Consider the following 22,602-nt stretch of genomic DNA (forward strand, 5'->3'; position numbering starts at 1 on the left):
CGACTCGAAGATCGCCGGAATTCCGGGGAACTCTACGAGGCCGTCGACCGTCAGCAACGATACCGGCACACCCACCCGCCCCCACGGGACGGGGGAGCGCGCGGGCGGTAGCGTCTGGGGTGAGAACGGCGAAGTCACGCGTCCGACAACACGAGGAGTCGACGGCAAGGGGATGACCCAGGCAAACATGAGCGGTGGCCGAGGCCACGAGCAGGACAACCCGTTCGCCCCGCCGCCGGAGAACGCGCCCGAGCAGCCCTGGCAGCCACGCCGGCCGGAGCAGCCCTCCGACTCCGGGGACGAGCCGCCCACGCCCACTCCGCCCCCGCCGCCCCCGGCGTGGGGCGGCCAGTGGAGCGACCGGCAGCCGGGCCGGGAGGACGGTGGCTACGGCGACCGCCCCGGTGGCGGTTACGGCGGGCGGCGCCCGGACGGGCCCCGCTTCGACCCCACCGACCCCGCCCAGCGGCGTGCCCGCTACGCCATGATCTGCGGCATGTGGGGGCTCTTCTTCGCCCTCTTCCTCGGGTGGACGTACGTGGGGCTGCTGCTCGGCGCACTCGCGCTGTACTGGAGCGTCAACGCGCTGCGGATGAAGCCCGAGGAGCGGGCCAAGGCCCGCGCCGAGGCGGCCGCCCTGCTGGCCGAGGGCGGGGCCGCCCCGACGCCGCCGCGGCCCACCGACCCCCGCAGCAAGCCGCAGCGCCCGGCCGCCCTCGGCGGTCTGATCATGGGCGGGCTCGCCCTCTGCGTCGTGGCGGTGACCTTCACGACCCAGGTGGTCTACAAGGACTACTACGCCTGCACCCGTGACGCGCTCACCTCCTCGTCGCGCGACGCGTGCGAGAAGCTGCTGCCGACCCCGCTCCGCGACGTCCTGAACACGCCCTGACGCATCGCCGCGCCGCCCCGGGCGGAGGCTCAGGCCTCCGACGGGGCGGCGTCGGCCGTCGCGCGGCCCTCCGACTCCGGGGCCTCCGCCTTCGGGGTCTCGGTCCTCGGGCTCTCCGCCTCAGGGGCCTCCGCCCGCCCGCTCTCCGTCCCGGCGGACGCGCGGCGGACCCGCACCCAGCGCACCAGCAGGGCCGTCGGCGTGCCGGCGGTCGCCGTCCATCCGGCCGCCATGCCCCCGACGAGCCACCATGACGGCCCGAATTCCTCCAGCGCCCCGGTGCCCAACGGCCCCGCCGCGAACCCGGTGAGCAGTGCCATGGCGATCCCGCACGCCAGCCCGCCCAGGGCCGCGTGGGCCGCGGTGCGCCCGAGGCCGCACGGCTCCCGGCGATCGACGGCGAGCCACCCCACCGCGACCCCGGCGAGCACCGGCACGACCAGTGCCGCCCAGGTCAGCGACGTCCCCGGGCCGGCCTGGGGCAGCGCCGCGAGCAGCGGGAAGTCCGGCAGCACCGGCTCCCCCACCACCCCGGCCGGACGCACCACGGCCTCGGTGCCGAGCGCGAAACCGGGGCCCAGCGCATAGGCCGCTCCCCACACGGCGGCGTTCGGGATCAGCGCGACCGCCACCGCCAGCACCGCCAGGCGCCCGGACAGCGCCTCGCTGAGCCGTGTGAAGGACGCCCCCGCGGCGCCGGGATGCAGCGCCAGGGTCACCACCGTGAGCGCCGCGCCGCCCGCGACGAGGACGCAGACGCCCGCCGCCGCCGAACGCAGCACGGCCACGACCTCGCGCACCGGCACCGTCACCGCCGCGGTCACCCGGGACAGCCGGCCGGGCAGCGGGATCCGCGGCCGCCCCCGCTCCGCCCAGGCCCCGGCACCCGCCGCGAGGGCGGCGACGACGGGCAGGTGCAGCGCCGCGGCGAGGGCGTCGCTGCGCACCGGCCCGTACGAGGTGTAGACGACCACCCCGGCGCCCACCGCGAGGTATCCGCCGATCAGCCAGGCGACGGCGGACCGCGCGACCTTGCCGTCCGAGGCGGGCACGACGGCGTCCGCCCCGGCCCGGTACAGCAGCCAGACCGGGAACGCCATGAGCAGCAGCGGCGTGACGCCGATGGGGGCGGCGGCCCCGGAGAGGGTCTCGGTGCGCACGAGGTCGCCCCCGTGGGCGAGCAGCCAGCAGTCCGCGGCGACGTGCAGGGCGCCGTCCAGTCCGCTGTCCGGGAACGGGGAGACGACCCACAGGAAGAGCACGAGCATGGCGAAGCCGCCCAGGCCCAGGCCCGCAGCGACCACGCCGCCGGTGAAGGCGGGGGCCGATTCGGAGGTGCGCAGGGTCGCGTGGGCGGCCCGGATCCGGCGCACGGCGTGACTCAGGGCGCTTGCGGCACTCACGGATCTCATGCTGCCAAGAACACCCCCTTTCGACGTGGCAGCATGCGAATGCCCGTCGTGTCGCGGAATATGGCGTTATGCGTTTCTTCATTCGATCCGAGTGGTCGATCGCATGAGCCGCACACCCACCACGAAGGCCGCGAAGGCCGTCAAGAAGCGAAGGCGCCACCAGTCCGCGAAGGACGGCGACGCCGCGCAGGACCCCCGGGCCGCACGAGCGGCCGGTCGGGGGGAGTCCGCCGCGCCCGCGGAGCGGCCGGAGCCCGCGGTGGCCGGCGCCCCCCGCGACCCCGGCCCCGGCTCCCGCCCGGCCGACCCGGCGTCCGGGTCCGCGCCCGCCCCGCGCGGCGGGCAGGCACTCCCGGAGGCGCCGGCGCAGGACCCGGCGGTCGAGGCCGTACGGATCGCCGAGGCCGCCCAGGCCGCCTTCGACGGGCTGTACACCCGCAACGCCCCCGCCCTGCTCCGCCAGGTCGAACTGCTCACCGGGAGCATGCCGCTGGCCCGGCACGCCGTGCACCGCGCCTTCGACCTGGCCTGGCAGCGGTGGCCCGAGGTCGCCGTCGACCCCGACCCGGCCGGGTGGATCCGCGCGGAGGCGCACCACCACGCCCTCGCGCCCTGGCAGCAGCTGCTGCCCTGGTTCCGCACACCGCCACGGGAGCGCAGCCCGTTCCAGCGGCTGCCGCGCGGCACCCGGCACGCCGTGCTGCTCCACGACGGCCTGGGGCTGAGCCTGCGGCGCACCGCGGCGGAGAGCCTGGCGACCACCTCCATGACCAGGCGGCGCATCGTCCGCGGACGCGAGGTCCTCGGCGAGGCGGCGGCGGTCCGCCTCGGCGACCTGCTGGACGAGCAGCCGCAGCCCGAGTTCCCGGCGGCCATGGTGCGCGAGCTGAGCGAGCAGTGGCTGCGCATCCGCACGGTGGGCGCCGTGGGGGCGACGCTGCTGATCGCGCTGGTGACCGCGGTCGGGCTGGTCTTCGGGCCGCTGTCCGACCGGGTCGCGGCCGACCGCCACCCGGCCGGACAGCGCACCTCCGCCCCCGCTCCCTGAGCGGTGCCGCGCCCCGTCCGGGTGCGTCACCGCCCGGCCGCCGGTCCCCGCACACGCCCGCGGGCCCGCTCCCCGAGGGGAGCGGGCCCGCGTGCCTGCCTCCGTACGGAGGCGGGGATCAGCCCTGGAGGATGGCGCGCGCGAGGCGGGCCGTCTCCGACGGGGTCTTGCCCACCTTGACGCCTGCGGCCTCGAGGGCCTCCTTCTTCGCCTGGGCGGTGCCGGAGGAGCCGGAGACGATGGCGCCGGCGTGGCCCATGGTCTTGCCCTCGGGCGCGGTGAAGCCCGCGACGTAGCCGACGACCGGCTTGGTGACGTGCTCGGCGATGAAGGCCGCGGCACGCTCCTCGGCGTCGCCGCCGATCTCGCCGATCATGACGATCAGGTCGGTGTCGGGGTCGTCCTGGAACGCCTTCAGCGCGTCGATGTGGGTGGTGCCGATGATCGGGTCACCACCGATACCGACCGCGGAGGAGAAGCCGATGTCGCTGAGCTCGTACATCATCTGGTAGGTCAGCGTGCCGGACTTCGACACCAGGCCGATGCGGCCGGAGGTGGTGATGTCGGCCGGGATGATGCCCGCGTTGGACTGTCCGGGGGTGATCAGACCGGGGCAGTTGGGACCGATGATCCGGGTCTTGTTGCCCTTGCTGCCCGCGTACGCCCAGAAGGCGGCGGTGTCGTGGACGGCGATGCCCTCGGTGATCACGACCGCGAGGCCGATGCCGGCGTCGATGGCCTCGATGACCGCGTCCTTCGCGAACTTCGGCGGGACGAAGATGACGGTGACGTCGGCACCGGTCTTCTCCATCGCCTCGGCGACCGAGCCGAACACCGGCACCTCGGTGCCGTCGAAGTCCACGCTGGTGCCGGCCTTGCGCGGGTTCACGCCGCCGACGATGTTGGTACCCGAGGCGAGCATGCGCCGGGTGTGCTTGGTGCCCTCGGAACCGGTCATCCCCTGGACGATGACCTTGCTCTCCTTGGTCAGGAAGATAGCCATGATGTGGTGACCTGTCCCTTACTTCGCAGCCAGCTCGGCGGCGCGCTCGGCGGCGCCGTCCATGGTGTCGACCTGCTCCACCAGCGGGTGGTTGGCGTCGGTGAGGATCTGCCGGCCCAGCTCGGCGTTGTTGCCGTCCAGGCGGACGACGAGCGGCTTGGTGACCTCTTCGCCCTTGGACTTCAGCAGCTCCAGGGCCTGGACGATGCCGTTGGCGACCGCGTCGCAGGCGGTGATGCCGCCGAAGACGTTGACGAAGACGGACTTGACGTCCGCGTCGCCCAGGATGATCTCGAGACCGTTGGCCATGACCTCGGCGGAGGCGCCACCACCGATGTCGAGGAAGTTGGCGGGCTTGACGTTGCCGTGGCCCTCACCGGCGTAGGCGACGACGTCCAGGGTGCTCATGACGAGACCCGCGCCGTTGCCGATGATGCCGACCTCGCCGTCGAGCTTGACGTAGTTGAGGCCCTTGGCCTTGGCCGCGGCCTCCAGCGGGTTGGCGGCGGCGTGGTCGACCAGCGCCTCGTGCTCCGGCTGGCGGAAGTCGGCGTTCTCGTCCAGGGAGACCTTGCCGTCGAGCGCGATGACGCGGCCGTCGGCGACCTTGGCGAGCGGGTTGACCTCGACCAGGAGCGCGTCCTCGGAGAGGAAGGTCTTCCACAGGGTCTGCAGGATCTCGGTGACCTGGTCGGCGACGTCGGCCGGGAAGGCGGCCGCCTCGACGATCTCGCGGGCCTTGGCCGGGGTCACGCCCTCGATGGCGTCCACCGGGATCTTGGCGACGGCCGCGGGGTTGGTGGCCGCGACCTCCTCGATCTCCATACCGCCCTCGACGGACGCGATCGCCAGGAAGGTCCGGTTGGCGCGGTCGAGGAGGAAGGAGACGTAGTACTCGGAGGCGATCTCCGGGGCCAGCTCGGCCAGCATCACCTTGTGGACCGTGTGGCCCTTGATGTCCATGCCGAGGATCTGACCGGCCTTGGCGACCGCGTCCTCGGGGTCCGACGCCACCTTCACGCCGCCGGCCTTGCCGCGGCCGCCGGTCTTCACCTGGGCCTTGACGACAGCCTTGCCACCGAGTCGCTCCGCGACCTCGCGCGCCGCCTCAGGCGTGTCGATGACTTCACCGGCCAGCACCGGTACACCGTGCTTGGCGAAGAGGTCCCTCGCCTGGTACTCGAACAGGTCCACGCGCGTCCGTCCTTGGTAATCGCGGTTCGTTGTCTGCGTGCGTGCCGGGGGCGGTCGTCGCTGACGTCTTCGTAACGAACCCTACGAACGGTCGTACGGGGGGCGCACACGGCGGCCGAGCACGCGGCATGTCCGTCTCGCAGGTTATCGCCGCACGGGCGGCACGGGTAAATCGGAGGTGGCGCGGGAGCGGTGAGAACGGTCACAGACCAGCCGAACGGGGGGCTTCCCTTGACAGCGCAAGCGCCGCCGGCGCCCTGCGGACGGCCGTCCCGGCGGCGTCCGGCCGGAGGGGAACGCTCACCGAGCGTGACCGAGCCGCTGCCGTCCGCCCGGCCCGGGGTCACCCGCCGGCCTCGGGCACGGGCAGCGGCCGCTTCTCGACGGCGGCCGCCATCACCTCGGGGAAGAGGTCCGGGGTGCAGGCGAACGCGGGCACCCCCAGTGCCGCGAGCGCCGCCGCGTGCTCGCGGTCGTAGGAGGGCGCGCCCTCGTCCGACAGCGCCAGCAGCGCCACGAACTGCACGCCGGACGCCTTCATCGCGGCGACCCGCTTGAGCATCTCGTCGCGGATGCCGCCCTCGTACAGGTCGCTGACGAGGACGACGACGGTCTCGGCGGGCCGGCTGACGAGCGACTGGCAGTAGGCCAGCGCCCGGTTGATGTCGGTGCCGCCGCCGAGGCTGGTGCCGAACAGCACGTCGACGGGGTCGTCCAGATGTTCCGTCAGGTCGGCGACCGCCGTGTCGAAGACGACGAGCCGGGTGTCGAGGCTGCGCAGGGAGGCGAGCACGGCGCCGAAGACGGACGCGTAGACCACGGACGCCGCCATCGAGCCCGACTGGTCGATGCAGAGCACGACGTCCTTCCGCACCGCCTTCGAGGCGCGGCCGTGGCCTATCAGCCGCTCGGGCACGACCGTGCCGTGCTCGGGCAGGTAGTGGCGGAGGTTGGCACGGATCGTGCGGTCCCAGTCGATGTCCCGGTGCCGGGGGCGGTCCACCCGGGCCGAACGGTCCAGCGCGCCGGTGAGGGCGGCCCGGGTCCGGGTCGCCAGACGCCGCTCCAGGTCCTCCACGACCTTGCGGACGACGGCACGCGCCGTCTCCTTCGTCGTCGCGGGCATCGCCTTGTTCAGCGAGAGCAGCGTGCCGACCAGGTGGACGTCGGGCTCCACCGCCTCCAGCATCTCCGGTTCCAGCAGCAGCGCGGACAGCCCGAGCCGGTCGACGGCGTCGCGCTGCATCACCTGCACGACGCTGCCGGGGAAGTACCTGCGGATGTCCCCCAGCCAGCGCGCGACCTGCGGCGCCGAGCCGCCCAGGCCGCCGCTCCGCGGGGGTGGTGCCCCGCCGTCGCCGCGCGGCGCGGCGCCGTACACCGCCTCCAGCGACTGGTCCATCGCGGCGTCCCGGCCCGTGAGGCGCCGCCCTGTGCCGTCGGCGGGCCCGCCGCCGAGCACCATCCGCCAGCGGCGCAGCCGCTCGTCGGCGTCCGCACCCTTGCCCGGGCGCTCGCCCGTACCCGTGCCCTCGTCGGTGTCCTTCACGCGTGACCCCCGTCCGCTCCGCCGGGACCCAGCAGCAGCCGCACGGTGGACAGCGCCGCCTCCGCCCGCTCCTCGTCGAGCCGCGGGGCGAAGCCCGGCAGGCCCTCCCCCGCGGCGCCACCCGCGCCCCCGCCTCCCGGGCCGCGCCGCACGAGCTCCCCCACCGTGCGCCGCACCCCCGGGTCGAAGCCGCCGAAGGTGCGCCGCAGCAACGGGAGCACGTCGTCGAAGGCCGCCGCGGGCACCGCGGTCAGCCAGCCGTCGACCAGCGCGAACAGCCGCTCGTCGTGGACCAGCAGCATGCCGCCCCCGGCGAGGAAGCCCTCGACCCAGGCGGCCGCCTCCTGGGGCGCCGTACCGTACGACAGTGCGAGTCCCATCAGCCGGGCCACCTCGCCGGGTTCCAGGCGGGCGTCGTCGAGGAGCAGCCGTGCGGCGCTGCCGCGCAGCAGCCCCGGTATGCCGCGGTCCCGCACGGCCACCTTCCGCAGCACGCCGGCCCAGCGGTCGCGCAGCGCGTCGTCGCCGAGCAGGACCAGGGCCTGCTGCACCTCCACGACATGACCGCGCATCTCGGCGGCGCCGTCCGCGTCGAGCCCCGCACAGGCGGGCGGGAGCCCGACGCAGACGCGCTCCGCGAGTCCCCCGGCGACCTCGCGCAGCGCCCCCGCGTCCGTGCCCCGAACGTCCCCGTAGCGCAGCGAGCGCACCAGCGCGGGCAGTGCCTGCGCGAGGTGCGCGACGTCCGTGTCGAGCGCCGCCCGGTCGGCGAGCACCCGCATCACCGTCGGCAGGGCGTCCGGCAGCCCGGCGAGCAGGCAGCGTTCCGCGAGGCCCGTCAGCTCGGCGAGCGCCCGCGCGTTCACCGCCGCGTCCTCGGCCCGGGCGCCCGCCGCGGACTCCACCGTGGTGCCCCACACCCCTGCCTCCGCGACCGCCACCGCGAGTTCCGGCTCCCAGCGCAGCCGCCAGCTCTCCCGGAAGGTACCGGTGGCGGCCGTGCGGGACCGGCTCGGCCGCCCCCAGTCGATCCCGAGCATCCCCAGCCGGTGCAGCAGCCGGCTGCGTGCGGCGTCGGTGTCCTTGCGCAGGTCCAGGTCCACCTCCTTCTCCGCCGCCTCCGGCTTCATCCGCAGCCTGCGCTGCTCGCGTGCCAGGTCGCGGGCGAGGGGCACCGCGGGCGCGCCCCGCGGGACCTCGCCCAGCACGTCCCCCACCACCAGCCGGTCCCGGATCAGCGCCAGCGGAACGTCCGATCCGTCGCACATCACCGCCCGTACCGCGTCCGTGGTCTCGCCGAGCCCGGGCAGCGGGCGGCCGCGCAGGCCCGCGAGGGTGTCGGCGAGCCGTACCGCCTCGATGACGTGCGCGGAGGAGACCGGGAGGTCCTCCTCGCGCAGCAGGCCGGCGACCTTGGTCATCCACCGGGCGACGGGCCGGTCGGGCGAGGTGAACAGATGGCGGTACCAGCCGGGCGAGTCGATGCCGGACCCGTAGCCACCGGCCCGGGAGAGCCTGCGGTGCGTCCAGGGCACCCAGGTGACCTCCACCTTCGCCTTGGGCAGGCCCTTGAGCAGGGCCCGGTCGGCTGTGACACCGCCCGTACGGGCGAGGGCGGGCACGTGCCAGGCCCCGCACACCACCGCCACCCGCTCGTGCGCGCGGCGCGCCTCCCGTATCCGCAGCCGCATGTGGGCCTCGCGCACCGCGTCCCCCCGGTGTCCCCCGTCTCCGTAGGTCTCGCGCAGCACACCCATGGCCTCGGCGAGCGCCCCGAACGCGGCCAGCGGGTCGCCGTCCCCCTCGCCGTCCCCGCCGCGGTGCTCGACGGCGTCCTCCCACCAGCGCTCCGGATCGTCGTGGCCGGCCGTCCGCGCCAGCACGGCGAGCGGGTCGATGCGCGCGTCCGCCGCTCCGGCTTCCTCTTCTCCCCCCTCCCCTTCTTCTCCTTCCTCTCCTTCCCCTCGTGCCCCTGGTCCGTGCGGAGCCTCACTCTCGTCGCGCAGCAGGAGCGAGTGCGCGGCGGGAAGGTCGATGAACCGCACCGGCACCGCGTGTCCGGCCGCCCAGCGGATCGCCGCCCATTCGGGGGAGAACTCGGCGAACGGCCAGAAGCCGGCCCGGGACGGCTCGTCCACCACGTGGGCGAGCAGCGCGACGGGCGGCCGCATCCCGGGATCGGCGGCGAGCCCCAGCACCGCGTCGGCCTCCGGCGGGCCCTCGACGAGCACGATCCGCGGCTCCAGCCGGTCGAGCGCGGCCCGCACGGCGCGGGCCGACCCCGGGCCGTGGTGCCGCACCCCCAGCAGTGCCACCCCGTCCGCGGCGGTCACGGCGTCACCTCACGGCAGGCACGGTAGAAGTCCTTCCAGCCCTCCCGCTCGCGGACCACCGTCTCCAGGTACTCCTGCCAGACCACGCGGTCGGCGGACGGGTCGCGCACCACCGCCCCGAGGATCCCCGCGGCGATGTCCCCGGCGCGCAGTACACCGTCGCCGAAGTGCGCCGCCAGGGCGAGTCCGTTCGTCACCACGGAGATCGCCTCGGCTGTGGAGAGGGTGCCGGAGGGGGACTTCACCTTCGTGCGCCCGTCGGCGGTGACCCCGCCGCGCAGTTCGCGGAAGACGGTGACCACCCGCCGGATCTCGTCCGCGCCCTCCGGGGCGGCGGGCAGCTCCAGCGAGCGCCCCAGCTGGCGAACACGGCGGCTGACGATGTCGACCTCCTCCTCCACGGTCGCGGGCAGCGGCAGCACGACCGTGTTGAAGCGCCGGCGCAGCGCGCTCGACAGGTCGTTGACGCCGCGGTCGCGGTCGTTGGCCGTCGCGATCACGTTGAACCCGCGCACCGCCTGGGTCTCGGTGCCCAGCTCCGGTATCGGCAGGGTCTTCTCGGAGAGGATGGTGATGAGGGTGTCCTGGACGTCCGCGGGGATGCGGGTCAGCTCCTCCACGCGGGCGATGCGCCCCTCGGCCATCGCGCGCATGACCGGGCTCGGGACCAGTGCCTCCCGGCTCGGGCCGCCGGTGAGCAGCCGGGCGTAGTTCCACCCGTAGCGGACGGCCTCCTCCGGGGTGCCCGCGGTGCCCTGCACGAGCAGCGTGGAGTCACCGCTGACGGCGGCGGCGAGGTGCTCGGAGACCCAGGTCTTGGCGGTGCCCGGGACGCCGAGCAGCAGCAGCGCCCGGTCGGTCGCGAGCGTGCTGACCGCGACCTCCACGATCCGCCGCGGACCCACGTACTTGGGGGTGACGACCGTGCCGTCGGGCAGCTCGCCGCCGAGCAGGTACGTGGCGACCGCCCACGGCGACAGGTTCCACCGGGCCGGGCGCGGCCGGTCGTCGGCCGCCGCGAGAGCCTTGAGCTCATGGGCGAACGCGTCTTCGGCATGCGGCCGGAGTGCGGTGTCCACGGACATGGTTCTCCCCTGTTCTCCCATGGAGCCGATGGCGCGGACGCCCCGTCAGCCCCCTCGGGGCGTCCGCGTTCCCACCATCGCGCACCCCACTGACAATCCCGTTCGCGCGTCAGGAAGCCGCAGCTCAGGGCGGTTTGTCAGTGCCTGCCCGTAGCGTCGTGGCCATGAACGGGACGGATGGACGGCGGGCGGAGCGGTGGACGGCCGACCAGGTCCTGGCACTCGCGTCCGACACGTCGTCACGCGAGGCCGGGAAGGGCCTGGCGACGGCTGCCCGATGGTCCGGGACGGGGAGTTCGGGCACCGCTGTGTGGGGGTCGTGCGCGGGCGGCGGCAGCTCCCCGTACCGGGCGGTGGCCGACACGGCGGGGCCCGCCTTCGGGTGCAGCTGCCCCGGCCGCACGTCCCCGTGCGCGCACGTGCTCGCGCTGCTTCTCCTGTGGGCCGGGGGCGAGGTGGGGCCGGCCGCGCACGGGGGCGGCCGGCCCGACTGGGTCACCGCATGGCTGGACTCGCGCCGCGCGCGGGGGGAACGGACGGAGCGCGGCGGGCGCGGGCCGTCCGGCGGTGACCGGGAGGCGGCGCGCAGGCGGGCCGAGCGCCGGGCGGAGCGGGTGGCCGCCGGGGCGACGGAGCTGGAGCGGCGGCTGGCGGACCTGCTGCGGGGAGGCCTGGCGGGCGCGGACCGCGAGGGGTACCGGCCGTGGGAGGAGACGGCGGCGCGCATGGTCGACGCCCAGGCCCCAGGTCTCGCCACGCGGGTGCGCGAGCTGGGCGCGCTCGCGGGGGCGGGGGGCGACTGGCCGTCGCGGCTGCTGGAGGAGACGGCGCTGCTGCACCTGCTGGCCAGGGGCTGCCTGCGGCAGGAGGCTCTCCCCGCGCCGCTGGCGGCCACCGTCCGGTCCCGGGTCGGCTTCACCGTCGACTCGGCGGAACTCCTCGCCGGGCCCACGGTGCGCGACCGATGGCTGGTCCTGGCGCGGCAGGACACGGCCGACGACCGTCTCACCACCCGCAGGACCTGGCTGTACGGGGAGGCCACCGGCCGTGCCGCGCTGCTGCTGTCCTTCGGGGCGGCGGGCAGGGCGCCGGAGCCCGCGCTGCCGGTCGGCCTCGGCCTCGACGCGGAGCTGGCCTTCCATCCGGCGGCCCACCCACTGCGGGCGGTGCTCGGGCCGCGGCACGGCGCGCCCCTGCCGGGCCGCGTGCCGCCGGGCGTACCGGTGGCGGCGGCGCTCGACACGTACGGGCAGGCCGCGGCCGGCGATCCATGGCTGGACGCCTGGCCGGTCGTGCTCGCCGGTGTCGTGCCGATACCCGGCGGGGCGGGCTGGCAGGTGGCGGACGCGGACGGGAGCGACGCCGTCCCGGTCGCGGCGGGCGGCTCCGGTGCCGGAGCGGGGCTGTGGCGCCTCGCGGCGGTCTCCGGCGGCCACCCGGTGACGGTGTTCGGCGAGCTGGGGCACCAGGGCTTCCGTCCGTGCACGGCCTGGGCCGGCACGGCCGCGGAGCCGGTGCCGGTGCCGCTGACGGGGTGATCCCGGCGGGATCCCCGCGGGCGGCCGCGTGGAGATGACGACTGAAGGGGGACCGATGACGACGACCTGGGCCGAACTGGTCGGCACCGCGCTCCTCGGCACCGGCCGCAGGGGCGGCACACCCGAGGAGCTGCTGGACGCCGCCGCGCTCGCCGTCGTGCGGCGCCGCGCCGGGGTGCGGACGGCCACGGCGGGGGCGCGGCCGGCCACGGCACCCCACGACCCGCGGCCACCGCTGCCCGAGGCGGCGCGACGGCGCCTGTCCCTGCTGCTGGCGGACCGCTCGGCCGGCGGCGGCGGCAGCCGGCGCGGCGCCGCCCCCAACCTCGCCGAGCTGCTGCCCCAGTGGCTCGCCGAGGCCGTTGCCCGCGGCTGGTCCGCCCCGCCGGAACTGCTGCCCGCGCTGCTGGACGCCGCCCGCGCGCGCACCGACCTGCGGCCCGACGCCCTGGCCCTGGCGGGACCGCGCGGGCTGTGGCTGGCGGAGCTGAACGCGGACTGGCGTTTCGCGCTGCGCGCCGGGGCACCCGGTGTCGTCCCGGACACCGGCGACCCGGGCGCCGTGCGGACGCTGTGGGAGGAGGGGCTCTTCGCCGAACGGGTGGCGCTGCTGGGCCGGCTGCGGGCCCGCGACCCGCGCCGGGCGCTGGAGCTGCTGCGCTCGGGATGGGCCGCCGAGCGCGCCGAGGACCGGCTGATGTTCCTGGACTCGCTCCGCGAGGGCCTGTCGCCGCAGGACGAACCGTTCCTGGAGCAGGCCCTCACCGACCGCAGTCGCAATGTGCGGGCCACCGCCGCGGAGCTGCTGTCGGCCCTCCCCGGCTCCGCCCTCGCCGCCCGGATGGCCGCACGGGCCAGGACGTGCGTCGCGTGGGACCCGACGGTGGGACGTATCGGCGTGGAGGCGCCCTACGAGTGCGACGCGGCCATGGAACGCGACGGTGTGGTGGCGATACCCCCGGCCGGGCGCGGGGAGCGGGCGTGGTGGTTCGGCCAGGTGGTGGATGCTGCGCCGCTCGTCACCTGGCGGGAGCGCTTCGGGGGCCGGACCCCGGAGGAGGTCATCGCGCTGCCCGTCGCCGACGACTGGCAGGCGGATCTGCACGCGGCCTGGTGCCGGGCGGCCGTGCGCCAGGGGGACGCCGCCTGGGCGCGCGCCCTGCTGGGCCCCGCCCCGGCTCCCGCGACGGCGGTCAGCCCGGTCGGGGACCCGGCGAAGCTGCTGTCGATCCTCCCGGCCCCGGAGCGGGCGGAGTGGGTGGCCCGGTTCATCGCGGCGCACGGACTGTCGGAGGCGTTCCAGATGCTGGCGGTCTGCGCCGTGCCCTGGGCCGGGCCGCTGGGGGCGGCGGTGGTGGACGCCCTGGACATCGCGCGTGACGCGGGCAGCTACCCGTGGAGCTTCAGCGGGGTGATGGGCCTGGCCGAGCGCTGCATGGACCCGGCTGAGGCCGACCGGGCGGCCCCGCTGGCCGCGGTGCCCGCGGAGTCCGCCGACACCTCGCCGGGCGCCGGAGCGTACTGGGCGGAGGCCTTCCAGCGACTGGTCGGCACCCTGCGGCTGCGGGCCACGATGCTCGCGGAGCTGGCCTGATCAGGCGGCCGTCGCGCCGCCGTCCGCCGCCGTGAAGCCCGCCGGCGGCGGTGCGGGGGACGCCCGCACCACCGTCCGCGACGGTCAGGCTTCGGCCGGATGGCGGATGTTGTCGTTCACCCAGGTGATGACGTCGGTGGTCGGCGTACCCGGGGTGAAGATCGCGGCCACGCCCAGTTCGCGCAGCGGGGCGATGTCGTCCTCCGGGATGATCCCGCCGCCGAAGACCTTGATGTCCTCGGCCTCACGGTCGCGGAGCAGCTCGATCACCTTGGCGAAGAGCGTCATGTGGGCTCCGGAGAGGATCGACAGGCCGATGGCGTCGGCGTCCTCCTGGATCGCGGTGTCCACGATCTGCTCGGGCGTCTGGTGGAGGCCGGTGTAGATGACCTCCATGCCGGCGTCCCGCAGCGCCCGCGCGATGACCTTGGCCCCGCGGTCGTGACCGTCCAGCCCCGGCTTGGCGACCACCACACGGATCGGTCCGGACACTCCCATCACTGCCTCCATACACGATTGCTGCGCTCAGCGGGCACTTGTGTGAACGAACGTTATCGCCAGCATCCCCCGTGCGGACAGTTTCACGAAGGGCCCCGAGGGGGAAATCACACATGGGACACGTTCACGTTAGAAACGCGTTCGGCCCGTGGTCGTCCTTCGTTCAGCAGGCGACGCGGGCCGTCGCGTTCTCGGCGCACGGGGGACAGGGCCGTCTTCGTGTGCCCACGGGAGGTAGGCCATGGGCGTCCTGTCTTTCGGTGTCGGAGACCGCTTGGTACGCCAGGCGGCCTACGTACGAGCCGCGGCGATCGAGATCGCCATCCTGACCGGTCATGTCTTCCTCTACCCGACCGGAATCTTCCAGGAACGCGGGCCGCAGCCGGCGGCCGGTGACTCCGAGGACCCGCCCCGGCTCCCCACCGCGGGCCGGAGCCACCCCCCGGTGCTCCTGCTGCACGGCTTCGTGGACAACCGTTCGGTGTTCGCGATGCTCCGCCGGTCGCTGCGGCGGCACGGCTGGCCGCATGTGCAGGCGCTCAACTACTCGCCGCTGACCTGCGACATCCGTACGGCGGCGGCCCTCCTCGGACGCCACGTCGAACAGATCTGCGAGCAGACGGGGCACCACCAGGTGGACATCGTGGGTCACAGCCTCGGCGGACTCATCGCGCGCTACTACGCCCAGCGCCTGGGCGGCGACACACGGGTACGCACCGTGGTCACCCTGGGCACCCCGCACGCCGGGACCCGGGCCGCGCCGCTGCTGAACCCGCACCCGATCGTCCGCCAGATGCGGCCCAACTCCGACCTCATCGAGGAGCTGGCCAAGCCGGCGCCCGGCTGCCGCTCCCGCTTCGTGGCGTTCTGGAGCGATCTGGACGAACTCATGAGCCCCGTCGAGGCCGCCCGGCTCGACCACCCGGACCTCATCGCCCGCAACGTCCATGTCGCGGGGGTCGGGCATCTGACCATGCCGGTCCACGCCGCCATCGCCGCGGGCATCCGGCAGGCGCTGCTGGGAGAGGAACTGGCGGCGGGAGCCGTGGACGCCGCCTGACGGCCTTGCCCCCATAAGCATCGAAAGGCAATCGAACACAAGGCATCGGGGACCCCTGAATCCCGCCGAAGATTGTGGGCGTCGCCCGCTGGGGGATACAGTCGCCGCTAATTCTCCTGCTGCCGAGGCGAAAGAGAAGCGGTGAACGACCGTCATCCGGCGGGGTACGCCCCCGAGTACAGCGGCTATGGGTACGAGGGCCACTCCGACGCCTCGTACGCGCCCACGGGCGCCGCTCACGCGAATGACGATCCCCTCTTCGGCTCCTGCCAGGGTTACCCGGCCTACGACACGGGCTCCTACGCCACCGTCTCGTACGACACCACCGCCGGCACCACGGCGACCGGCCACTGGCCCTCGGGGCAGACCGCCGACTACGGCGACCACACCGGCACGGTCACCGGCACCTGGTACCTGGACCCCTCGCAGCCGCAGCCGACGGCGGCCTACGACTACACGCAGTACGCGCACACGGCCGTCCACGCCGCCTACGGGGAGCCCGAGGCCGCCCACGGCCACGCGCCCGAGCCCGCCGCGTACGAGCAGCAGGAGCGGTACGGGACCGAGGCCTACGCCCCGGAGCACCACGAGGCCGAGCACTACGAGGACGAGCACTACGAGCCCGGGTCCTACGACGGCACCGAGGACGCCGCCGAGCCGGAACCGGAGCACGACTCCGCGGAAGACGCCCCCGCGGCCGTCCTGCCGCGCCCGCGCGGCGGAAGCGGCGGCGGGAACCGCAGGCGCCGCCCGGCCCGGCGCTCGGCCCTGCTCACCGTCGCCGTCCCTTCCGTGGCGGTGATGGGCGTCGCCTGCGCGGCCGCCGTCACCGTCAACACCGAGGACGCCGCCGACAGCAGCCGCACCCAGGCCGACGGCGCCCCGGATGCGGTCGATGCCCCGACCACGAAGCTCGACCAGCAGCTCGCCGGGGTCAACCGGGACGTCGACGACTTCACCGACCGCGCCAGCCGCAGCCAGGAGCGCATCGACCTCAAGGAGCGCCAGGCCCAGGAGCGCGCGAAGAAGGCGGCGCAGGCGGCCCTCAAGGAGCAGCTGCGCCCCAAGTTCATGCTCCCGGTCAAGAACCACGGCCTGAGCGCCTACTTCGGCCAGGCGGGCGTGAACTGGATGTCCGTCCACACCGGCATCGACTTCCCGGTGAACTACGGCACGCCGGTGATGGCCGCGACCGACGGCGTCGTGCGCACCCAGTGGAACAGCGCCTACGGCAACATGGCGATAGTGACCGCCCCCGACGGCACCGAGACCTGGTACTGCCATCTGAGCAGCACCAAGATCCGCTCGGGCTCGGTCAAGGCCGGCGACGTCATCGCCTATTCCGGCAATTCGGGCAACTCCACCGGGCCGCACCTCCACTTCGAGGTGCGTCCCGCCGGCGGCTCAGCCGTCGACCCGCTGCAGTGGCTGCTGAACCACGGGGTCGACCCGCGCTGAACCCCCGGCTCCCCGGGCCGGGCCGGGCCGAGGCCCCAACCCGGCTCCGGACCCGGACCCGGACCCGGCTAGAGCTTCTCCACCGGCGCGTACCGCAGCAGCAGCACCTTCGGCCGCTCGTCGCCGAAGTCGATGACCGCCTTGGCCTTGTCCCCGCTGCCGTCGACCCCGACGACCGTTCCCAGCCCGAACGTGTCGTGCGTGACCCGGTCCCCCACCGCCAGCGAGATGACCGGGCGGTCCTGGGTGCGCCGCGTCGCGAAACCGGAGGGGCCGCTCTTGGAGGAGGAACGCGACAGCATCGAGGCCGCCGCCGACACCGAGGCGGAGGGTGCCGCGGAGGCGCCCGTGCGCCTCCACTCGATGAGCGGCTCCGGGATCTCCTCCAGGAAGCGCGAGGCCGGGTTGTACGAGGGCTGGCCCCAGGCGCTGCGCATGGTGGACCGCGTCACGTACAGCCGCTGCCGCGCCCGCGTGATGCCGACGTAGGCGAGCCGCCGCTCCTCCTCCAGTTCCTTGGTCTGGCCGAGCGCGCGCATGTGCGGGAAGACCCCGTCCTCCATGCCGGTCAGGAAGACCACCGGGAACTCCAGGCCCTTGGCGGTGTGCAGGGTCATCAGCGTTATGACGCCGCCGCCCTCGTCGTCGTCCGGGATCTGGTCGGAGTCGGCGACCAGCGCGACCCGCTCCAGGAACTCGGCGAGCGTGCCGGGCTCCTCCTCGGTGCGCTCCTGCTCGAACTCCAGGGCGACCGCCGCGAGTTCCTGGAGGTTCTCGATGCGGGTCTCGTCCTGCGGGTCGGTGGAGGCCTGGAGCTCGGCCAGGTAGCCCGTGCGCTCCAGCACGGCCTCCAGGACGGTGGCGGGCCCGGCGCCGGAGTCGACGACGGTGCGCAGCTCCTCCAGCAGCTCGTTGAAGCGCTTGACGGCGTTGAGCGAGCGGGCGGCCATGCCGAAGGCCTCGTCGACCCGGCGCAGCGCGGCGGCGAAGGAGATCCGCTCGCGCGAGGCCAGGGCGTCGACCATCGCCTCGGCGCGCTCCCCGATGCCGCGCTTGGGCACGTTCAGGATGCGGCGCAGCGGGACGGTGTCCTCGGGGTTGGCGAGCACGCGCAGGTAGGCCAGGACGTCCCGGACCTCCTTGCGCTCGTAGAAGCGGACCCCGCCGACGACCTTGTAGGGCAGGCCGACGCGGATGAAGACCTCTTCGAAGACACGGGACTGCGCGTTGGTCCGGTAGAAGACCGCCACGTCACCGGGGCGGGCGTCCCCGGCGTCGGTGAGCCGGTCGATCTCGTCGGCGATGAACTGGGCCTCGTCGTGCTCCTGGTCGGCGACGTAACCGGTGATGACCGGGCCCTGTCCGGCCTCGGTCCACAGGTTCTTCGGCCGGCGCGAGGCGTTGCGCTCGATGACGGCGTTGGCCGCGGTCAGGATGTTCTGGGTGGAGCGGTAGTTCTGCTCCAGCAGGATGGTGCGGGCCTGCGGGTAGTCCTCCTCGAACTGGAGGATGTTGCGGATCGTGGCGCCGCGGAAGGCGTAGATGCTCTGGTCGGCGTCACCGACCACGCACAGCTCGGCGGGCTCCTCGCCCTCGGCCGCGTCCCCGGCCGTGCCGACCAGCTCGCGCACCAGGGTGTACTGGGCGTGGTTGGTGTCCTGGTACTCGTCGACCAGGACGTGCCGGAAGCGGCGCCGGTAGTGCTCGGCGACGTCCGGGAAGGCCTGCAGCAGGTTGACCGTGGTCATGATGATGTCGTCGAAGTCGAGCGCGTTGGCCTCGCGCAGCCGCGACTGGTACATCGCGTAGGCCTCGGCGAGCTTCTTCTCGAAGGGGTTCTCGGCCTGGTCGGCGAAGGTCTCCTCGTCGATGAGCTCGTTCTTGAGGTTGGAGACCTTGGCGCTGAAGGACTTCGGCGGGAACTGCTTGGGGTCCAGGTCCAGGTCACGGCAGACCAGCGCCATCAGGCGCTTGGAGTCGGCCGCGTCGTAGATCGAGAAGCTGGAGGTGAAGCCGAGCCTCTTGGACTCCCGGCGCAGGATGCGGACGCACGCGCTGTGGAAGGTGGAGACCCACATCACATTGGCGCGCGGGCCGACCAGCTGCTCGACGCGCTCCTTCATCTCCCCGGCGGCCTTGTTGGTGAAGGTGATCGCCAGGATCTGGCCGGGGTGCACCTTGCGGGCGCCCAGCAGGTACGCGATGCGGTGGGTGAGGACCCGGGTCTTGCCGGAGCCGGCGCCGGCGACGATGAGCAGCGGGGAGCCGGAGTGCTCGACGGCGGCGCGCTGCTCGTCGTTCAGGCCTTCGAGCAGCGCGGCCGGGTCCACCGCCGGGCGGGGGGCGCCGTCGCGGTAGTACGCGTCCCGGTCCACGGGCGCGTCGAAGCGCCCCTCGAAGAGGTCGTCGGGAACCGTCTCGGGCCCGTCCTCGGGAGGCGGCGGGGGCTCCTCCTCCCTCGGTTCGAGGCCGGCCAGGAAGCTGTCGTCAAAGAGGCTGCTCATCGCCTCCCGAGTCTAGGCCGTGGGACGGACAACGTTGCGCCGCTTGCCCGAGCCCGTACCCTCCGGACGCCCCGGGCGCCGTCCCGGGCCGGCCGCCGCGCGCGCCGCGGTCGGCCCGCGCCCGGTCCGGCCCGTCCGGCCGGAACCGCGCCCGGTCCGGCCCCCTGCCCGTCACGACCGGGCGGGACAGGGCCCTTCACGGCCCCGAATGGTGAAGGTCACGAAATGATTGCGGACAATTCGAACACCAGGGTTCCCACAGACCCCCGCAGTTGACTACCGTGCCGGATCAGGCGGTCCGCTCCACGCGGCGGCGACCGTGCCGTCACGGACCGCCTCCGCTGAGTCCGGCGACCGCCGGAGCCGGGGACCCACGACCTTGGGGTGAATCGGTCGGTACGGGCGCGACGCGCCCGCACGGACCGTAGGGCGGCCTTCCGAAGCCCGAACCCGACAGCTAACCCGGTAGGCGGTCCACGGAAGGAGCCGCCTGACTTGGCGACGCACCGCAAGCCGCGCCCGCGCGCGCTGACCGTCCCCGGCCCCCGGGCCGCGGTGGGACTCACGACCGCCGCACTGGCGACAGTCACCCTCTTCGGCGAGAGCGCGAGCGCGGCGCCCGCCTCACCCGACAAGCCCTCCATCACCGAAGTGAAGGCGCAGGTCGACAAGCTCTTCCACCAGGCGGAGGCCGCCACCGAGCGCTACAACGGCGCCAAGGAGCAGACCGAGCGGCAGCGCACGCGCGCCGACGCGCTGCTCGACCAGGTGGCCCGCAAGACCGAGACGCTCAACTCCGCCCGCCGCACGATCGGCGAGTACGCCGCGGCGCAGTACCGCGGCGGCGGCCTGGACGGGACGACGACCTTCCTGCTCACCTCCGACCCGCAGCAGTTCCTGGACCAGGCGCACCTGATGGACCGCCTGTCCGACCGCCAGGAGCACGCGCTGGAGACCTTCCGCTCCGAGCAGGCCGAGACGGCGGCCAAGCGCTCCGAGGCCGTCGAGAGCCTGCAGAAGCTGACCGAGGCGCAGCAGCGGCTGAACGCGGAGAAGACCGCGGTCAAGCAGAAGCTCGCCGCGGCGCAGAAGTTGCTGAACAGCCTCACCGCCCAGGAGAAGGCGCGGCTGGCGGCGCTGGAGAAGAAGCGCCAGGAGGAGGCCGCCGAGAAGGCCGCGGAGATCGCCGCCAAGGAGAAGGCCGCGCAGGAGGCGGCGGCGAGGGAGTCGGGCTCGTCCGCCGGCTCCTCGGGCTCGACGGCCCCGGCGTCCGGGACCTACGCCGCCAAGGCGGCCAAGGCGATCGAGTTCGCGCGGGCCCAGTTGGGCAAGCCGTACGTGTACGGCGCCACCGGCCCGAACTCCTACGACTGCTCGGGCCTGACCCAGGCCGCCTGGGGCGCGGCGGGCGTCTCGATCCCCCGTGTCACCTACGACCAGGTCGACTTCGGCAGCCGCGTGAGCGCCGACCAGCTGCAACCCGGCGACCTGGTCTTCTTCTACTCGGACATCACCCACGTCGGCCTCTACATCGGCGGCGGCCAGATGATCCACGCCCCCCACACCGGGAGCGTGGTGAAGATCGCCCCGATCACGGAGATGCCGATCTACGGCTACGCCCGGATGGCCTGAGCCCCCGCCCGGCCCTCCATGGCCGGGCTCAGGTCCACAGCACCGCGATGAAGATGTTGGCGGCGGTCAGCGCACCCACGGTGCCGAAGGCCGCCGCCGGCACCTTCTCCTCGTCCCGCTTGACGTAGACCAGGCCGAGGACCACCACCAGGACCGCGAGCTTCACACCGATCTTGATGTGGTTCACCGGCTGGTCGTCGGCCTGGTTGAGGCCGACCAGCAGCGCGCCGGTGACCAGCATGGTGAGGGCGCCGTGCAGCATGCCCGGCACGAAACGGGCCTCGCCGCGGCCCATGGCCTTCATCTGGGTGAGGAAGCCGCCCAGCAGCGCGGCGATGCCGATGATGTGCAGGCCGACGATCAGGTTGATGAGTACGTCCATGGCTCAGGACCCTAGCCAGGCTCATATCAGCGCCCGGCACCGAGGTCGCACTCTTCCGTCACATCGGTCACGGCCGGACCGGAAGTGACCAGGTCACCCGTCGAACAGCGGTCATCCGTGGGCAGTCCACGGCCGAATCGGACCAGTCCCGCACAGTGCGGAGCCCCCTCGCGGCGTCCAGGTTTAGCGTCCTGCCCCAGGTGGCCGATCCCCACTGCCGCGCGGACCCCGTCCCCGGCACGGCCGCCCCCGCCGAAGGTCCGGCGGTGGACGGCTCCCCGTCCGCCCGCCGCCGGACCGCCGGGGGACGTACGGACAGCCCGGAAGGAGTGGCGTCGCGTGACGTCGCACAGAAGGCCCAAGGATCGCGGTCGGGCAGGCACGACCGCGCGCACCGCCGCCGGTCTCGCCCTGGCGGGCGCGGCCTCCATGACGGTGTTCGGGGAGGCCGGGCACGCCGAGCCGCGGCTGACCGCGGACGAGACCAGGGCCCGGGTGGACCGGCTGTACGAGGAGGCCGAGCAGGCCACCGAGCGGTACAACGGCGCGAAGGAGAAGGCGGACACGGCCACCGGGCGCATCGAGCGCCTCCAGGACGAACTCGCCCGCAGGACCGAGCGCCTCAACCGCAGCCGGGACGGCCTCGGCTCCCTCGCCACCGCCCAGTACCGCAGCGGTGGCATCGACCCCGCCGTCCAGCTGGCCCTCGCCTCCTCCCCGGGCGACTACCTGGAGCGCGCCGGGATGCTGGACCGGATGAGCAGCCGCCAGAACGCCGCGCTGCGCGCGCTGTCGGCCCAGCGACGGGACATCGAGCAGCTGCGCACCGAGACCGAGGGCGAACTGGCGGAGCTGCGCCGCACCCGCGCCGAACTCGCCCGCCACAAGCGCACCGTGGAGCGGCGCCTGGCCTCCGCACGGCAGCTGCTCGGCCGTCTCACCGCCGACGGGCGCGCCGAGGCGCTGTCCTCCGGGGGCCACGGCTCCGCCGACCCGGCTCGTGCCGGCCGCGCCGCCACCGAATCCCGTACCGGTCTGGCGCCGGCCGCCGCCCCCAACGCGCGGGCCGCCCGCGCCGTCTCCTTCGCCTACGACTCCCTCGGTCTGCCCTACGTCTGGGGCGCCACCGGGCCCTCGGCGTACGACTGCTCGGGCTTCACGCAGGCCGCGTGGCGGTCGGGCGGGGTGTCCCTGCCGCGCACGACGTACACCCAGATCAACGCGGGCACCCGGGTCTCCCGCTCCCAACTGGAGCCCGGCGACCTGGTGTTCTTCTACTCGGGCATCAGCCACGTCGGCCTGTACGTGGGCAACGGCATGATGATCCACGCCCCCCGCACCGGTGACGTCGTCAAGCTCGCCCCGGTCGACCAGATGCCCTTCGCGGGCGCCGCACGGCCGGCGTGACGCCCGCGCCGCG

Annotated in this window: 17 protein-coding genes and 1 riboswitch; of the genes, 8 read left to right on the forward strand and 9 right to left on the reverse strand. The window is 74.2% G+C overall.

Annotated elements, in window-relative coordinates; translation table 11 throughout:
- The first annotated feature begins 187 nt into the window (after positions 1 to 187).
- Positions 188 to 892: a hypothetical protein gene (locus PV342_RS16200; RefSeq protein WP_329186147.1), complete on the forward strand. Its 705-nt coding sequence runs from the start codon at positions 188 to 190 to the stop codon at positions 890 to 892.
- A 29-nt stretch (positions 893 to 921) separates the two neighbouring features.
- On the opposite strand, the gene PV342_RS16205 is transcribed toward PV342_RS16200, so the two are convergent.
- Complete coding sequence (locus tag PV342_RS16205; RefSeq protein ID WP_500317577.1) at positions 922 to 2,295, reverse strand: cell division protein PerM; 1,374 nt, start codon at positions 2,293 to 2,295, stop codon at positions 922 to 924.
- Positions 2,296 to 2,407: 112 nt separating this feature from the next.
- On the opposite strand from PV342_RS16205, the gene PV342_RS16210 reads away from it, so the two are divergent.
- A complete protein-coding gene (locus PV342_RS16210) occupies positions 2,408 to 3,352 on the forward strand; it encodes an RNA polymerase sigma factor (protein ID WP_400799128.1) in 945 nt (314 codons plus the stop codon).
- A 118-nt stretch (positions 3,353 to 3,470) separates the two neighbouring features.
- Here the strand turns inward: PV342_RS16210 and sucD are convergent, their stop codons facing one another.
- The 5 genes from sucD to PV342_RS16235 all read right to left on the reverse strand — a co-directional run bounded on the left by sucD (position 3,471) and on the right by PV342_RS16235 (position 10,516).
- Positions 3,471 to 4,355 carry a succinate--CoA ligase subunit alpha gene (sucD, locus tag PV342_RS16215; RefSeq protein ID WP_018561217.1) on the reverse strand — a complete coding sequence of 295 codons (885 nt, stop codon included), beginning with the start codon at positions 4,353 to 4,355 and terminating at the stop codon, positions 3,471 to 3,473.
- Between the two features lie 18 nt (positions 4,356 to 4,373).
- Positions 4,374 to 5,549 carry an ADP-forming succinate--CoA ligase subunit beta gene (sucC, locus tag PV342_RS16220; protein ID WP_018561216.1) on the reverse strand — a complete coding sequence of 392 codons (1,176 nt, stop codon included), beginning with the start codon at positions 5,547 to 5,549 and terminating at the stop codon, positions 4,374 to 4,376.
- Between the two features lie 343 nt (positions 5,550 to 5,892).
- Positions 5,893 to 7,014, reverse strand: coding sequence for a VWA domain-containing protein (locus tag PV342_RS16225; RefSeq protein WP_396347091.1), 1,122 nt, complete (start codon positions 7,012 to 7,014; stop codon positions 5,893 to 5,895).
- A gap of 80 nt (positions 7,015 to 7,094) precedes the next feature.
- On the reverse strand, positions 7,095 to 9,431 hold the full coding sequence (locus PV342_RS16230; RefSeq protein ID WP_500317579.1) for a DUF5682 family protein: 2,337 nt from the start codon (positions 9,429 to 9,431) through the stop codon (positions 7,095 to 7,097).
- Positions 9,428 to 10,516 carry an ATP-binding protein gene (locus PV342_RS16235; RefSeq protein ID WP_018561213.1) on the reverse strand — a complete coding sequence of 363 codons (1,089 nt, stop codon included), beginning with the start codon at positions 10,514 to 10,516 and terminating at the stop codon, positions 9,428 to 9,430. Before PV342_RS16235 ends, PV342_RS16230 begins: the two co-directional genes overlap by 4 nt.
- A 164-nt stretch (positions 10,517 to 10,680) precedes the next feature.
- Between PV342_RS16235 and PV342_RS16240 the strand changes: the two genes are divergently transcribed.
- Positions 10,681 to 12,054, forward strand: a complete 1,374-nt coding sequence (locus PV342_RS16240) for an SWIM zinc finger family protein (RefSeq protein ID WP_500317581.1) — start codon at positions 10,681 to 10,683, stop codon at positions 12,052 to 12,054.
- A gap of 55 nt (positions 12,055 to 12,109) precedes the next feature.
- Entirely contained in the window at positions 12,110 to 13,648 is a 1,539-nt protein-coding gene (locus PV342_RS16245) for a DUF5691 domain-containing protein (protein ID WP_500317583.1), read from the forward strand.
- Positions 13,649 to 13,732: 84 nt separating this feature from the next.
- Here the strand turns inward: PV342_RS16245 and icmB are convergent, their stop codons facing one another.
- Positions 13,733 to 14,146, reverse strand: coding sequence for a coenzyme B12-dependent isobutyryl CoA mutase small subunit (icmB, locus tag PV342_RS16250; RefSeq protein WP_018561210.1), 414 nt, complete (start codon positions 14,144 to 14,146; stop codon positions 13,733 to 13,735).
- 241 nt (positions 14,147 to 14,387) lie between these two features.
- Between icmB and PV342_RS16255 the strand changes: the two genes are divergently transcribed.
- Positions 14,388 to 15,206, forward strand: a complete 819-nt coding sequence (locus PV342_RS16255; RefSeq protein WP_500317584.1) for an esterase/lipase family protein — start codon at positions 14,388 to 14,390, stop codon at positions 15,204 to 15,206.
- Between the two features lie 141 nt (positions 15,207 to 15,347).
- Entirely contained in the window at positions 15,348 to 16,664 is a 1,317-nt protein-coding gene (locus PV342_RS16260; RefSeq protein WP_500317585.1) for a M23 family metallopeptidase, read from the forward strand.
- 68 nt (positions 16,665 to 16,732) lie between these two features.
- Here PV342_RS16260 and pcrA read toward each other — a convergent pair whose 3' ends face one another.
- Positions 16,733 to 19,168, reverse strand: a complete 2,436-nt coding sequence (gene pcrA / locus PV342_RS16265; RefSeq protein ID WP_500317587.1) for a DNA helicase PcrA — start codon at positions 19,166 to 19,168, stop codon at positions 16,733 to 16,735.
- Positions 19,169 to 19,497: 329 nt separating this feature from the next.
- Positions 19,498 to 19,655: riboswitch (cyclic di-AMP (ydaO/yuaA leader) on the forward strand.
- An 8-nt stretch (positions 19,656 to 19,663) separates the two neighbouring features.
- Between pcrA and PV342_RS16270 the strand changes: the two genes are divergently transcribed.
- Positions 19,664 to 20,800 carry a C40 family peptidase gene (locus tag PV342_RS16270; protein WP_400799146.1) on the forward strand — a complete coding sequence of 379 codons (1,137 nt, stop codon included), beginning with the start codon at positions 19,664 to 19,666 and terminating at the stop codon, positions 20,798 to 20,800.
- A 28-nt stretch (positions 20,801 to 20,828) separates the two neighbouring features.
- On the opposite strand, the gene PV342_RS16275 is transcribed toward PV342_RS16270, so the two are convergent.
- A complete protein-coding gene (locus PV342_RS16275) occupies positions 20,829 to 21,182 on the reverse strand; it encodes a hypothetical protein (protein WP_400799149.1) in 354 nt (117 codons plus the stop codon).
- Positions 21,183 to 21,521: 339 nt separating this feature from the next.
- On the opposite strand from PV342_RS16275, the gene PV342_RS16280 reads away from it, so the two are divergent.
- Entirely contained in the window at positions 21,522 to 22,589 is a 1,068-nt protein-coding gene (locus tag PV342_RS16280; protein ID WP_500317590.1) for a C40 family peptidase, read from the forward strand.
- Positions 22,590 to 22,602 lie beyond the last annotated feature (13 nt).

It is taken from the genome of Streptomyces sp. PA03-3a (assembly GCF_033792735.1).
GTDB lineage: Bacteria > Actinomycetota > Actinomycetes > Streptomycetales > Streptomycetaceae > Actinacidiphila.

Coding starts and splice junctions, on each gene's coding strand:
- PV342_RS16200 (WP_329186147.1), top strand. CDS start 188: ATGAGCGGTGGCCGAGGCCACGAGCAGGACAACCCGTTCGCCCCGCCG.
- PV342_RS16210 (WP_400799128.1), top strand. CDS start 2,408: ATGAGCCGCACACCCACCACGAAGGCCGCGAAGGCCGTCAAGAAGCGA.
- sucD (WP_018561217.1), bottom strand. CDS start 4,355: ATGGCTATCTTCCTGACCAAGGAGAGCAAGGTCATCGTCCAGGGGATG.
- PV342_RS16225 (WP_396347091.1), bottom strand. CDS start 7,014: ATGGTGCTCGGCGGCGGGCCCGCCGACGGCACAGGGCGGCGCCTCACG.
- PV342_RS16235 (WP_018561213.1), bottom strand. CDS start 10,516: ATGTCCGTGGACACCGCACTCCGGCCGCATGCCGAAGACGCGTTCGCC.
- PV342_RS16240 (WP_500317581.1), top strand. CDS start 10,681: ATGAACGGGACGGATGGACGGCGGGCGGAGCGGTGGACGGCCGACCAG.
- PV342_RS16245 (WP_500317583.1), top strand. CDS start 12,110: ATGACGACGACCTGGGCCGAACTGGTCGGCACCGCGCTCCTCGGCACC.
- icmB (WP_018561210.1), bottom strand. CDS start 14,146: ATGGGAGTGTCCGGACCGATCCGTGTGGTGGTCGCCAAGCCGGGGCTG.
- PV342_RS16255 (WP_500317584.1), top strand. CDS start 14,388: ATGGGCGTCCTGTCTTTCGGTGTCGGAGACCGCTTGGTACGCCAGGCG.
- pcrA (WP_500317587.1), bottom strand. CDS start 19,168: ATGAGCAGCCTCTTTGACGACAGCTTCCTGGCCGGCCTCGAACCGAGG.
- PV342_RS16275 (WP_400799149.1), bottom strand. CDS start 21,182: ATGGACGTACTCATCAACCTGATCGTCGGCCTGCACATCATCGGCATC.